A 13,326-nucleotide genomic window follows, 5' to 3' on the forward strand; every position below is an offset into this window, starting at 1 on the left:
GGCGCGCCGCTCCCCCTCCCTTGCACCCCCTCCGAACGGAACTAAGCTTGTTGCCACAGTGGCCGCGCGTTGCAGCGATGGCCTCGACGCGGCGCATTGCCTGACGCCGCGCGCTAAAAAGACATCGAAAAAAAAGCTTGACCGATCGATCAGAAAAAGGTGAAAAACGGTACACATTACAGATATTTATTTGTGTACAATCGTTCGACCCGAAACGCCACGGGACGGTGGTGGGAAGGGTATGGACACGGGTCGGCGCAGGGTACCTTGCGTTGCCATAGCCATTGCGGCTATCGAGACTGGCGCCGATTTTTCCACCAACAAGAACACCTAAACCGTGGAACCTTAGCATGAGCACAGCAATCAGTCCGACTGCTTATAACTATAAGGTCGTCCGCCAGTTCGCCATCATGACGGTGGTCTGGGGGATCCTTGGCATGGGCCTCGGCGTCTTTATCGCATCGCAGCTGGTGTGGCCGCAGCTCAACTTCGACCTGCCCTGGACCAGCTTCGGACGCCTGCGACCGCTGCACACCAACCTGGTGATCTTCGCCTTCGGCGGCTGTGCACTGTTCGGCACCAGCTACTACGTGGTGCAGCGCACCTGCCAGACCCGGCTGATCTCCGACGGCATGGCCGCCTTCACCTTCTGGGGCTGGCAGGCGGTGATCCTCGGCGCGCTGATCACCCTGCCGATGGGCTACACCACCACCAAGGAATACGCCGAGCTCGAATGGCCCATCGCAATCCTGCTGGCCATCGTCTGGGTCACCTACGCAGTGGTGTTCTTCGGCACCATCGTCAAGCGCAAGACCAAGCACATCTACGTGGGCAACTGGTTCTACGGCGCCTTCATCGTGGTCACCGCGATGCTGCACATCGTCAACCACATCTCGCTGCCGGTCAGCCTGTTCAAGTCGTATTCGGCCTACGCCGGTGCCACTGACGCGATGATCCAGTGGTGGTATGGCCACAACGCCGTGGGCTTCTTCCTCACCACCGGCTTCCTGGGGATGATGTACTACTTCGTGCCCAAGCAGGCCGAGCGTCCGATCTACTCCTACCGCCTGTCGATCGTGCATTTCTGGGCGCTGATCACCCTGTACATCTGGGCCGGCCCCCACCACCTGCACTACACCGCCCTGCCCGACTGGGCGCAGTCGCTGGGCATGGTGATGTCGATCATTCTCCTGGCCCCGAGCTGGGGCGGCATGATCAACGGCATGATGACCCTCTCCGGTGCCTGGCACAAACTGCGCACCGACCCGATCCTGCGCTTCCTGGTGGTGTCGCTGGCGTTCTACGGCATGTCGACCTTCGAAGGGCCGATGATGGCGATCAAGACGGTCAACTCACTGTCGCACTACACCGACTGGACCATCGGCCACGTCCACGCCGGCGCCCTGGGCTGGGTGGCGATGATCTCCATCGGCGCGGTGTACCACATGATTCCGAAGCTGTACGGCCGCGAGCAGATGCACAGCGTCGGCCTGATCAATGCGCACTTCTGGCTGGCGACCATCGGCACCGTGCTGTACATCGCCTCGATGTGGGTCAACGGCATCACCCAAGGCCTGATGTGGCGTGCGATCAACGATGACGGCACCCTCACCTACTCCTTCGTCGAAGCGCTGCAGGCCAGCCATCCGGGCTATATCGTCCGCGCACTGGGCGGCGCCTTCTTCGCCTCGGGCATGCTGCTGATGGCCTACAACGTGCTGCGCACGGTACGCGCTGCCAATCCGGCGCAGGCCGATGAAGCCGCCAAGATCGTCGTCGTGGGAGCGCACTGATGAAGCATGAAGCAGTCGAGAAGAACATAGGCCTGCTGGCCTTCTTCATGGTCATCGCCGTGAGCATCGGCGGCCTGACGCAAATCGTCCCGCTGTTCTTCCAGGACGTCACCAACAAGCCGGTCGAGGGCATGAAGCCGCGCACCGCGCTGGAGGTCGAAGGGCGCGACATCTACATCCGCGAAGGCTGCGTAGGCTGCCATTCGCAGATGATCCGTCCGTTCCGTGCCGAGACCGAACGCTATGGCCATTACTCGGTGGCCGGTGAAAGCGTGTGGGACCACCCCTTCCTCTGGGGCTCCAAGCGCACCGGCCCGGACCTGGCCCGCGTCGGCGGACGCTACTCCGACGACTGGCACCGCGCGCACCTGTACAACCCGCGCAACGTGGTGCCGGAATCGAAGATGCCCGCTTACCCATGGCTGGTGGAAAACCACCTCGATGGCAAGGATACGGCCAAGAAGCTCGAAGTGCTGCGCACCCTCGGTACGCCCTACACCGACGAAGATATCGCCGGTGCCCGCGATGCGGTCAAGGGCAAGACCGAGATGGACGCCCTGGTGGCGTACCTGCAAGGCCTTGGCACCCTCATCAAGAGCAAACGGTGACGCTGATGGATATCGGGATGATTCGCGGCCTGGGCACCGTCGTCGTGCTGGTGGCCTTCGTGGGCCTGGCGCTGTGGGTGTTCAGCCCGCGGCGCAAGAAGGATTTCGACGAGGCCACGCAACTGCCCTTCGCGGATGATCCCGAGGCCAGCCGGCATGTCGAGCACGCGCAAAAGAATGCTTCTGGGAGCAAACAACAATGACAACCTTCTGGAGTCTGTACGTCACCGTCCTGACCCTGGGCACCATCTTCGCCTTGACCTGGCTGCTGCTGTCGACCCGCAAGGGCCAGCGCGAAGAGATCACCGACGAAACCGTCGGCCATGCGTTCGACGGTATCGAGGAGTACGACAACCCGCTGCCCAAATGGTGGTTCTGGCTGTTCGTCGGCACCATCGTATTCGCCCTCGGCTACCTGGCGCTGTATCCGGGCCTGGGCAACTGGAAAGGCATCCTGCCAGGCTACACGTACCTGGATAACGACAAGCAGACCGAATTCAGCAATGGCCAGTCGGGCTGGACCGGCGTGCACGAATGGGAAAAGGAAATGGCCAAGGCCGATGCCCGCTTCGGGCCGATCTTCGCCAAGTTCGCGGCCATGCCGCTGGAAGACGTCGCCAAGGATCCGCAGGCCCTCAAGATGGGCGCACGCCTGTTCGCCTCCAACTGCTCGGTGTGCCATGGTTCGGACGCCAAGGGAGCGTACGGCTTCCCCAACCTGACCGACAGCGACTGGCGCTGGGGCGGCGAACCGGAAACCATCAAGACCACCATCATGAATGGCCGTCATGGTGTGATGCCGGCCTGGGCCGAGGTGATCGGCGAGCAAGGCGTGGCGGACGTTGCCGCCTTCGTGCTGACCAACCTGGACGGGCGCAGCCTGCCCGAGGGCATCAAGGCCGACGCGGCCAACGGGCAGAAACTCTTCGCCGCCAACTGCGTGGCCTGCCACGGCCCTGAAGGCAAGGGCACCCCCGCCATGGGCGCACCCAACCTGACTCACCCGCAGGCGTTCATCTACGGCTCGAGCTTCGCCCAGCTGCAGCAGACCATTCGTTACGGTCGTCAGGGGCAGATGCCCGCCCAGGCCGAAATCCAGGGCAACGACAAGGTGCACCTGCTGGCGGCTTATGTGTACAGCCTGTCGCAGCAGGCGGATCCGGCTCAACCGGCTGAGTAAGCCTGGGCTGGCCTCATCGCGGGACAAGCCCGCCCCCACAAGGCTGGTGCAGTACTTGTAGGAGCGGGCTTGCCCGCGATGAGGCCGGCAAATGCACCACTGGCTGACCTGGATCAATTGACACTCGCCATAACACGATTCAAACGACCACCCAACGCGACTAAACGTCGCAGCCAAGCCCTACCCTGCCATCACAGGCGTATCATGGGCCGCAGAGCGCCACCACAGGCGCGCGACCACGGCCGGCATGCACTGGCCCTGGCATTTCTCCACTGCCGTGGGACTTGATGATGAGCAAGCAGATTCCGGTACATGACGTCACCCCGCCTGCCAACAAAGGAAAGGATTCCGTCGACCTCTACGCCTCTCGAGAGAAAATCTACACCCGCGCCTTCACCGGCGTGTTCCGCAGGTTGCGCATGGTCGGCGGCGCATTGCTGTTCCTGCTCTACTTCGGCACCGTATGGTTGAACTGGGGCGGGCATCAGGCCGTCTGGTGGAACCTGCCCGAACGCAAGTTCTACATCTTCGGCGCCACCATCTGGCCGCAGGACTTCATCCTGCTGTCGGGCATCCTCATCGTCGCCGCCTTCGGCCTGTTCTTCATCACCGTGTACGCAGGCCGTGTCTGGTGTGGCTACACCTGCCCGCAGAGCGTGTGGACCTGGATCTTCATGTGGTGCGAAAAAGTCACCGAGGGCGACCGCAACCAGCGCATGAAGCTCGACAAGGCGCCCATGAGCGGCAACAAGTTCCTGCGCAAGCTGGCCAAGCACAGCCTGTGGCTGCTGATCGGCTTCGTCACCGGCCTGACCTTCGTGGGTTACTTCTCGCCAATCCGCGAACTGGCCATCGAATTCTTCACCGGCCAGGCCGATGGCTGGGCCTATTTCTGGGTCGGCTTCTTCACCCTCGCCACCTATGGCAACGCCGGCTGGCTGCGCGAACAGGTGTGCGTGTACATGTGCCCCTACGCGCGCTTCCAGAGCGTGATGTTCGACAAGGACACGCTGATCGTCTCCTACGACCCGCGCCGCGGCGAAGCCCGTGGCCCGCGCAAGAAAGGCGTCGACTATAAAGCCCAGGGCCTGGGCGACTGCATCGACTGTACGATGTGCGTGCAGGTCTGCCCCACCGGCATCGACATCCGCGACGGCCTGCAGATCGAATGCATCGGCTGCGCGGCATGCATCGACGCCTGCGACGGCATCATGGACAAGATGGACTACCCGCGCGGGCTGATCAGCTACACCACCGAGCACAATCTTTCCGGGCAGAAGACCCACATGCTGCGCCCGCGCCTGATTGGCTACGCCCTGGTGCTGCTGGTGATGATCGGTGCACTGGCCACCGCCTTCGCCACCCGCTCGCTGGTCGGCTTCGACGTCAGCAAGGACCGCGTGCTATACCGCGAGAACGCCCAAGGCTGGATCGAGAACGTCTACAGCCTCAAGGTGATGAACAAGGACCAGCGCGACCACGTCTACGTGCTCGATGCCGCCGGCCTGCCTGGCCTACAGCTGTCCGGGCAACGCGAGATCCGCGTGGCCGCCGGCGATATCGTCAGCCTGCCGGTGCAGCTGTCGGTCGCCCCCGAGAAACTGCCCTCGAGCACCAACGACATCACCTTCATCCTCAAGGATGCCGACGACAACGGCACCCAGGTTGAAGCCAAGAGCCGCTTCATCGGCCCACAGATCCGCTGAGAGAGACGTTCGACAATGACTGCCGCCACCGCCAACAGCCCCTGGTACAAGCACCTCTGGCCCTGGATCATCATCGGCATCCTCACCACCTCGGTGTGCCTGAGCCTGACCATGGTCAGCATCGCCGTGCGCAACCCGGACAACCTGGTCAACGACAACTACTACGAGGCAGGCAAAGGCATCAACCGCTCGCTGGACCGAGAGCTGCTGGCCCAGACGCTTGGTCTCAAGGCCAGCGTGCATCTGGACGACCTGACCGGCGAGGTGGAACTGCGCCTGACCGGCAACAGCGATCCACAGACCCTGGAGCTGAACCTGATCTCGCCGACCCAGCCGGACAAGGACCGCAAGGTCCAGCTTGCCCGTAGCGAAACCGGGCGCTATGTCGGTCAGCTCGACGACAAGGTCGAGGGCCGGCGCTTCGTCGAGTTGCTGGGTACCGAGAACGGCCAGGTATGGCGCCTGTTCGAGGAAGAGAAGGTCGAGCATGGCGTGACCTTGCAGTTGGGCGACGAAGCCCTGCAAGGCGCCGAGCATCAAGAATGAACCGCTGCAACAGCACCGACCCCGTGGGAGCGGGCTTGCCCCGCGATAGCGTCAGCCCAGGCAATGATGTTGCCCAGGTGATCGCCATCGCGGGGCAAGCCCGCTCCCACAGGTTTTGCGCTGTTGCCCACGGCCAGGCATGACCCCGATGACTCAACCCACTCCCTGCTACCACTGCGCCCTGCCCGTCCCCGCCGGCAACCGCTTCAGCGCTGTGGTACTCGGCCAGCCCCGGCAGTTCTGCTGCCCTGGCTGCCAGGCAGTCGCCGAAGCCATCGTCGCAGGCGGGCTCGAGCACTATTACCAGCACCGCAGCGAGACCAGTGCCAACCCTGAGGCACTGCCGCGGCAGTTGCAGGACGAACTGGCGCTGTACGACCGCGCCGACGTCCAGCAGAACTTCGTGCAGCACCAGGGCGCCCTGGCCGAAACCACCTTGATGATCGAAGGCATCAGTTGCGCGGCCTGCGGCTGGCTGATCGAGAAGCACCTGCGCAATCTCGAAGGCGTTGGCGAGGCGCGCCTGAACCTGTCCAACCACCGCCTGCACGTCAGCTGGAACGACGGGCAACTGCCGCTCTCGCGGCTGATCGCCGAACTGCGCGGCATCGGCTACGCCGCCCACCCCTACCAGCCCGACCAGGCCGCCGAGCAATTGGCCCGGGAAAACCGCACGGCGCTGCGACGCCTGGGCGTGGCGGGCCTGCTGTGGTTCCAGGCGATGATGGCGACCATGGCGACCTGGCCGGAATTCAACATCGACCTATCGCCCGAACTGCACACCATCCTGCGCTGGGTTGCGCTGTTCCTGACCACGCCGATCGTGTTCTACAGTTGCGCACCGTTCTTCAAAGGGGCTGCTCGTGACCTGCGCACCCGCCATCTGACAATGGATGTCTCGGTATCGCTGGCCATTGCCCTGGCCTATGGCGCCGGGATCTGGACCGCGATCACCGGCAGCGGCGAGCTGTACTTCGATACCGTGGGCATGTTCGCCCTGTTCCTGCTCACCGGCCGCTACCTGGAGCGGCGCGCCCGCGAACGCACGGCAGCGGCTACCGCGCAACTGGTCAACCTGCTGCCGGCCTCGTGCCTGCGCCTCGACGAGCAGGGGCGTGCCGAACGCATCCTGCTGGCCGAGCTGGTCCGCGGCGACCACGTGCAGGTCCTGCCGGGCGCCGTGATTCCCGCTGACGGTCGCATCCTCGAAGGCCGTTCGAGCATCGACGAATCGCTGCTCACCGGTGAATACCTGCCCCAGGCCCGACGGGCTGGCGAGCGGGTCACCGGTGGCACGCTCAACGTCGAGAGCGCGTTGACCGTAGAGGTCGACGCCCTCGGCCAGGATTCGCGCCTGTCGGCCATCGTGCGCCTGCTCGAGCGCGCGCAATCGGAAAAGCCACGACTGGCGCAGATCGCCGACCGCGCCTCGCAGTGGTTCCTGTTGTTCAGCCTGGCTGCCGCGCTGGCCATCGGCCTGTGGTGGTGGCATCTGGATGCCGAGCGCGCGTTCTGGATCGTCCTGGCGATGCTGGTCGCGACTTGCCCCTGCGCGCTCTCGCTCGCCACCCCGACCGCCCTGACCACGGCCACCGGCACCCTGCACAAACTTGGCCTGCTGGTGACCCGCGGCCACGTGCTCGAAGGGCTGAACCAGATCGACATCGTGGTGTTCGACAAGACCGGCACCCTGACCGAAGGACGCCTGGCCCTGCGCAGCATCCGCCCGCTGGGCAGCCTTGCGCCTGACCGCTGCCTGGCCCTGGCAGCCGCCCTGGAGAACCGCTCGGAACATCCCATCGCCCGTGCCTTCGGCCACAGTGCCGAACCTGCCGACGATGTCCAGGCCGTACCTGGGCTGGGCCTTGAGGGCCAGGTCGGCCAGCAGCGGCTGCGCATCGGTCAGGCCGCCTTCGTCTGCGCCCTGAGCGGCGCCGAAGTGCCGGCCGTCCCCGAACCGCGCGGGCAGTGGCTGCTGCTCGGTGACCGGATCGGCCCGCTGGCTTGGTTCAGCCTTGACGATCGCCTGCGTGACGATGCCAGCGAGTTGCTGGCCGCGTGCAGGGCGCGCGGGTGGCAGACCTTGCTGCTGTCGGGCGACAGCTCGCCGATGGTCGGGGAAGTCGCCGCGCAACTGGGCATCGACCAGGCCATCGGCGGCCTGCGTCCGGACGACAAGCTGGCCAGGGTCAAGGCCCTGCAGAGTGAAGGACGCAAGGTGCTGATGCTCGGTGACGGCGTCAACGACGTGCCGGTGCTGGCCGCCGCCGACATCAGCATCGCCATGGGTTCGGCCACCGATCTGGCCAAGACCAGCGCCGACGCCGTGCTGCTGTCCAACCGCCTGCAGGCACTGGCACAGGCTTTCGACCTGGCGCGCCGCACGCGCCGTAACATCCTCGAGAACCTGCTCTGGGCAACGCTGTACAATGGCCTCATGCTGCCCTTTGCCGCGCTGGGCTGGATCACGCCGGTGTGGGCGGCGGTCGGCATGTCGGTAAGCTCGCTGATCGTGGTGCTCAATGCCCTGCGCTTGACGCGCATGCCAACCGTGCAGGCTGCCAATGCTGTCCCTCGTCCCGTCATGGCCTGAGCAGGAATCGCCGATGCCCGCCCTCTATGTGATGATCCCCGCCGCCCTGCTGCTCGTCGGCGTGGCCGTGTACATCTTCTTCTGGGCCGTGGACAGCGGCCAGTACGATGACCTCGAGGGCCCTGCCCACAGCATCCTGTTCGACGATCAGGACCCGCGCCACCAGGCCGCCGTGAAACCCGAAGAAGCCAAGCCCGAACAGCCCGACGACAAGGATCCCACCCCGCGTGTCTGACCTGCTCCCGCTGCTCGGTTCCGCCCTGGTGCTCGGCCTGCTGGGCGGCGGCCACTGCCTGGGCATGTGCGGCGGCCTGATGGGCGCCCTGACCCTGGCCATCCCGCCCGAACAGCGCGCCCGCCGCCTGCGCCTGTTGGTCGCCTACAACCTCGGCCGCGTACTCAGCTATGCGGCCGCTGGTCTGCTGCTGGGCCTGGCCGGCTGGGCCCTGGCCAGCAGCCCTGCCGCCCAACTGCTGCGAGTGGTGGCAGCCTTGCTGCTGATCGCCATGGGCTTGTACCTGGCCGGCTGGTGGAGCGGGCTGACCCGTATCGAGGCCCTGGGCCGAGGCTTGTGGCGACACATCCAGCCGCTGGCGTCGCGTCTGCTGCCGGTCTCGAGCCTGCCGCGGGCCCTGCTGCTCGGCGCACTGTGGGGCTGGCTGCCCTGCGGGCTGGTCTACAGTACCTTGCTGTGGGCGGCGAGCCAGGGCAACGCCGCGTACAGCGCGGCGCTGATGCTGGCATTCGGTGTCGGCACCTGGCCAGTGTTGCTGGCCACGGGCCTGGCCGCAGAACGGGCCAACTCGCTGCTACGACGGCGCAGCGTGCGCATGGCGGGCGGAGTGTTGGTGATGCTGTTCGGCCTGTGGACGCTACCTGGGCCGCACCAGCACTGGCTGATGGGGCATTGATCGCCTGAGAGTGTTGCACCAGGTGACTGCCGACTCGGCTTGATACAAGTCAAGACCCCTTCCTACAGACATATCTAGACTCCGGGCACTGCTGCTCTATCCGGGGACTGCCCACATGCTCGACGACCTACGTTGGGATGCCGACCTGATCCGTCGCTACGATCTGGCCGGACCACGCTACACCTCCTACCCGACCGCCGTGCAATTGCATGGCGAAGTGGGTTCGTTCGACTTGCTGCATGCCCTGCGCGAAAGCCGCCGTGCGGTGCGCCCGCTGTCGTTGTACGTGCACGTGCCGTTCTGCGCCAACATCTGCTACTACTGCGCCTGCAACAAAGTCATCACCAAAGACCGCGCCCGCGCCGCGCCCTACCTGCAGCGCCTGGAGCAGGAGATCCAGCTGATCGCCTGTCACCTCGACCCCAAGCAACGGGTCGAACAACTGCATTTCGGCGGTGGCACCCCCACTTTTCTCAGCCATGTGGAACTGCGCCAGCTGATGACCTGCCTGCGCCAGCATTTCAACCTGCTGGATGACGATTCGGGTGACTACGGCATCGAGCTCGACCCGCGCGAGGCCGACTGGTCGACCATGGGCCTGTTGCGCGAGCTGGGCTTCAACCGTGTCAGCCTCGGCGTGCAGGACCTGGACCCGGCCGTGCAGCGAGCGATCAACCGCCTGCAGAGCCTGGAGCAGACCCGCGCTCTGGTGGAAGCCGCACGCACCCTGCAATTCCGCTCGGTGAACCTCGACCTGATCTACGGCCTGCCACGCCAGAGCCCGGAAGGTTTCGCCCGCACCGTCGAGGAGGTGATTCGCCTGCAGCCGGACCGCCTGTCGGTGTTCAACTATGCGCACCTGCCCGAACGCTTCATGCCCCAGCGACGCATCGACGCCGCCGAGCTGCCAGCCCCGGCCGCCAAGCTGGAAATGCTGCACAACACCATCGAGCAACTCACCGCCGCCGGCTATCGCTATATCGGCATGGACCACTTCGCCCTGCCCGACGATGAACTGGCCATCGCCCAGGAGGAAGGTACCCTGCAACGCAACTTCCAGGGCTACACCACCCACGGTCATTGCGACCTCGTGGGGCTGGGGGTTTCGGCCATCAGTCAGATCGGCGATCTCTACTGCCAGAACAGCAGCGACCTGAACACCTACCAGGACACCCTCTCCAGCGCCCAACTGGCGACCCAGCGTGGCCTGCTGTGCAATCAGGATGACCGTGTGCGCAGGGCCGTGATCCAGCAACTGATCTGTCAGTTCGAACTGGACTTCGAGCAGATCGAGCAGGCTTTCACCCTGGACTTTCGTGGTTACTTCAAAGGGCTCTGGCCGCAACTGCAGGCCATGCAGCGCGACGGCCTGGTCACTCTCGACAGCCGCGGTATCAAGGTGCTGCCGGCAGGTCGGCTGCTGGTGCGCTCGGTCTGCATGGTGTTCGATGCCTACCTGGACCTGCACAATCGCCAACGTTTTTCCCGGGTCATCTAGTCGTTTTTCCGAGACGTTACACCGCATGGACAGTCCGCCTTGTCAGGCACACCATGGATTGGTAGAAGGCGCCCGAAGTCATCCACGCAGGGCGTCGCCAAGCCGCACCAAAAAAGTGCAGGCTGGCCTCTAGTCCAGCTGTAGGTTACCCTTACAGCTTATGTGTGCTTTATCACAAGGATCGAAAGAAATGTCCGAGCCAGTCAAACTGCGCCCTCACAGCCAGGCCCATTGCAAGGATTGCAGCCTGGCCCCTCTGTGCCTGCCCCTGTCGCTCAATCTCGAGGACATGGACGCACTGGATGAAATCGTCAAGCGCGGCCGCCCACTGAAGAAGGGCGAGTTCCTGTTCCGCCAGGGTGACAATTTCGGCTCGGTCTACGCTGTACGCTCCGGCGCCCTCAAGACCTTCAGCCTCAGCGATGCCGGCGAAGAGCAGATCACCGGCTTCCACCTGCCCAGCGAACTGGTCGGGCTATCGGGCATGGACACAGAAGCCTATCCGGTCTCGGCCCAGGCCCAGGAAACCACCTCGGTCTGCGAAATCCCCTTCGAACGCCTCGATGAGCTCTCGGTGCAACTGCCGCAACTGCGCCGCCAACTGATGCGGGTGATGAGTCGCGAGATCCGCGACGACCAGCAGATGATGCTGCTGCTGTCGAAAAAGACCGCCGACGAGCGGATCGCCACCTTCCTGGTCAACCTCTCGGCACGCTTCCGCGCCCGCGGTTATTCGGCCAACCAGTTCCGCCTGAGCATGTCGCGCAACGAGATCGGCAACTACCTGGGCCTGGCGGTGGAAACCGTGTCGCGCGTGTTCACCCGCTTCCAGCAGAACGGCCTGCTCAAGGCCGAAGGCAAGGAAGTGCACATCCTCGACCCGATCCAACTGTGCGCGCTGGCCGGTGGTGCGATGGAGGTCTGATCGCTGCCACGGCAAGGTATACTGACGCCACGTTTTTCCAGGATACCCGCCCCATGCACAGCGACACCTTCGACCTCAAAGCCCTGATCCGCCCGGTAGTGGACTTCCCCAAGCCGGGCGTGATCTTTCGTGACATCACTCCGCTGTTCCAGTCGCCACGCGGGCTGCGCTATGTCGCCGACCAGTTCATCGAGCGCTATGTCGAGGCCGAGTTCAGCCACATCGGTGCCATGGATGCACGGGGTTTTCTGATCGGCTCGATCATCGCCCACCAACTGAACAAGCCGCTGATCCTGTTCCGCAAGCAGGGCAAACTGCCGGCCGACGTACTCTCGGAGCCCTACCAGACCGAATACGGCGAAGCCTTCCTGGAAGTGCATGCCGACAGCCTGTGCGACGGCGATTCGGTGCTGATCTTCGATGACCTGATCGCCACCGGCGGCACCCTGCTGGCGGCCGCCAACCTGGTGCGCCGTACCGGTGCCAAGGTATTCGAAGCTGCAGCGATCATCGACCTGCCCGAACTCGAAGGCTCGCGCCGCCTGCAAGCCGCCGGGGTGCCGACTTTCTGCCTGACCGAGTTTTCGCTGTCCGAATACTGATCAGCGACCGGGCCGAACCCGAGTCCTCGGGTTCAGCCCTGCCGTTGGAAGACCAGCGCCTTCAACCCGCCTTGTGGGTCGGCATCGGGAAACTCCGGTGGATTCTCGAGGCGCTGGACAAACGCCAGCTGCGGCGCCTGCTGCGCCATGCCGTCGATGAGAAATTCCGGGCCGATCGCCGGATCGTTCACGCAGGCCAGCACTGTCCCGCCCTCACTCAGCAGTTCGGGTAAACGACGCAGGATCTTGGCGTAGTCCTGGGTGAGCACGAAGCTGCCGCGCTGGAAGGTCGGCGGGTCGACGATGATCAGGTCGTACGGGCCGTACTTGCGCACCTTGCCCCACGACTTGAACAGCTCATGCCCGAGATAAGCGACGCATGACGCATCATGGCCATTGAGGCGGTGGTTCTCGCGCCCACGCGACAGCGCCGACTTGGCCATGTCCAGGTTCACCACCTGCTGTGCGCCACCGGCGATGGCCGCCACAGAGAACCCGCAGGTGTAGGCGAAGAGATTCAGCACCCGCTTGCCCGCCGCCTGCTCCCGCACCCAGCGGCGACCGTAGCGCATGTCCAGGAACAATCCGTTGTTCTGGCGAACGCCCAGATCCAGCAGGTACTTCAAGCCGTCCTCGATCACCTCGCGCTGCTGGCAGGGCTCGCCGAGCAGCCACTGACCAGGGCTGTCGGGCAGGTAGCGGTGCTGCAGCAGGATCGCCTGGCCGCTCCATTGCGGGCGCTCGGCGAGGGCACGCAGCATCGCCTCGAGCTCGGCCAACTGGCCATCGGGCGGCTCGCGGAACAGCGCGACCGACAGCACCCCGTCGAGCCAGTCGACGGTGATCTGCTCCAGGCCCGGCCAGCAACGGCCACGCCCATGGAACAGACGACGGGTTTCGACAGGCGCGGGGTCGAGGGCGGTGAGCAGGTGCTGCTCCAGAGTGTGGATCGGGGAGGTCATGG

Annotated in this window: 13 protein-coding genes; 12 read left to right on the forward strand and 1 reads right to left on the reverse strand. The window is 64.5% G+C overall.

Translation table 11 applies throughout. The annotated features are described in order from the left end of the window. The first annotated feature begins 350 nt into the window (after positions 1–350). From ccoN to ACTYOL_RS19265, 12 genes are all read left to right on the forward strand, one after another. Complete coding sequence (ccoN, locus tag ACTYOL_RS19210; RefSeq protein WP_054894767.1) at positions 351–1,793, forward strand: cytochrome-c oxidase, cbb3-type subunit I; 1,443 nt, start codon at positions 351–353, stop codon at positions 1,791–1,793. Next, positions 1,793–2,401 carry a cytochrome-c oxidase, cbb3-type subunit II gene (ccoO, locus tag ACTYOL_RS19215; RefSeq protein WP_054894766.1) on the forward strand — a complete coding sequence of 203 codons (609 nt, stop codon included), beginning with the start codon at positions 1,793–1,795 and terminating at the stop codon, positions 2,399–2,401. Before ccoN ends, ccoO begins: the two co-directional genes overlap by 1 nt. A gap of 5 nt (positions 2,402–2,406) precedes the next feature. Continuing rightward, entirely contained in the window at positions 2,407–2,604 is a 198-nt protein-coding gene (locus ACTYOL_RS19220; protein WP_054894780.1) for a CcoQ/FixQ family Cbb3-type cytochrome c oxidase assembly chaperone, read from the forward strand. After that, complete coding sequence (gene ccoP, locus ACTYOL_RS19225; RefSeq protein ID WP_197891584.1) at positions 2,601–3,581, forward strand: cytochrome-c oxidase, cbb3-type subunit III; 981 nt, start codon at positions 2,601–2,603, stop codon at positions 3,579–3,581. Before ACTYOL_RS19220 ends, ccoP begins: the two co-directional genes overlap by 4 nt. Before the next feature lie 290 nt (positions 3,582–3,871). Next, positions 3,872–5,287, forward strand: a complete 1,416-nt coding sequence (gene ccoG / locus ACTYOL_RS19230) for a cytochrome c oxidase accessory protein CcoG (RefSeq protein ID WP_063545649.1) — start codon at positions 3,872–3,874, stop codon at positions 5,285–5,287. A gap of 15 nt (positions 5,288–5,302) precedes the next feature. Continuing rightward, a complete protein-coding gene (locus tag ACTYOL_RS19235) occupies positions 5,303–5,833 on the forward strand; it encodes a FixH family protein (RefSeq protein ID WP_054894763.1) in 531 nt (176 codons plus the stop codon). 148 nt (positions 5,834–5,981) lie between these two features. Next, the gene (locus tag ACTYOL_RS19240; protein WP_444756934.1) at positions 5,982–8,426 is read left to right on the forward strand and encodes a heavy metal translocating P-type ATPase; all 2,445 of its coding nucleotides are present in this window, start codon (positions 5,982–5,984) and stop codon (positions 8,424–8,426) included. 13 nt (positions 8,427–8,439) lie between these two features. Then, positions 8,440–8,661 carry a cbb3-type cytochrome oxidase assembly protein CcoS gene (gene ccoS / locus ACTYOL_RS19245; protein ID WP_054894761.1) on the forward strand — a complete coding sequence of 74 codons (222 nt, stop codon included), beginning with the start codon at positions 8,440–8,442 and terminating at the stop codon, positions 8,659–8,661. Continuing rightward, complete coding sequence (locus ACTYOL_RS19250) at positions 8,654–9,337, forward strand: sulfite exporter TauE/SafE family protein (RefSeq protein WP_197891579.1); 684 nt, start codon at positions 8,654–8,656, stop codon at positions 9,335–9,337. Before ccoS ends, ACTYOL_RS19250 begins: the two co-directional genes overlap by 8 nt. Before the next feature lie 115 nt (positions 9,338–9,452). After that, positions 9,453–10,835, forward strand: coding sequence for an oxygen-independent coproporphyrinogen III oxidase (hemN, locus tag ACTYOL_RS19255; RefSeq protein ID WP_444756935.1), 1,383 nt, complete (start codon positions 9,453–9,455; stop codon positions 10,833–10,835). Between the two features lie 190 nt (positions 10,836–11,025). Continuing rightward, positions 11,026–11,760, forward strand: a complete 735-nt coding sequence (gene fnrA, locus ACTYOL_RS19260) for a Crp/Fnr family transcriptional regulator FnrA (protein ID WP_054894758.1) — start codon at positions 11,026–11,028, stop codon at positions 11,758–11,760. 53 nt (positions 11,761–11,813) lie between these two features. Further along, complete coding sequence (locus ACTYOL_RS19265; RefSeq protein WP_063545653.1) at positions 11,814–12,362, forward strand: adenine phosphoribosyltransferase; 549 nt, start codon at positions 11,814–11,816, stop codon at positions 12,360–12,362. A 32-nt stretch (positions 12,363–12,394) separates the two neighbouring features. Here the strand turns inward: ACTYOL_RS19265 and ACTYOL_RS19270 are convergent, their stop codons facing one another. Then, complete coding sequence (locus ACTYOL_RS19270) at positions 12,395–13,324, reverse strand: class I SAM-dependent methyltransferase (protein ID WP_444756936.1); 930 nt, start codon at positions 13,322–13,324, stop codon at positions 12,395–12,397. Positions 13,325–13,326: the final 2 nt, after the last annotated feature.

This window comes from Pseudomonas sp. A014 (genome assembly GCF_052378495.1).
Classification (GTDB): Bacteria; Pseudomonadota; Gammaproteobacteria; order Pseudomonadales; family Pseudomonadaceae; genus Aquipseudomonas; species Aquipseudomonas machongensis.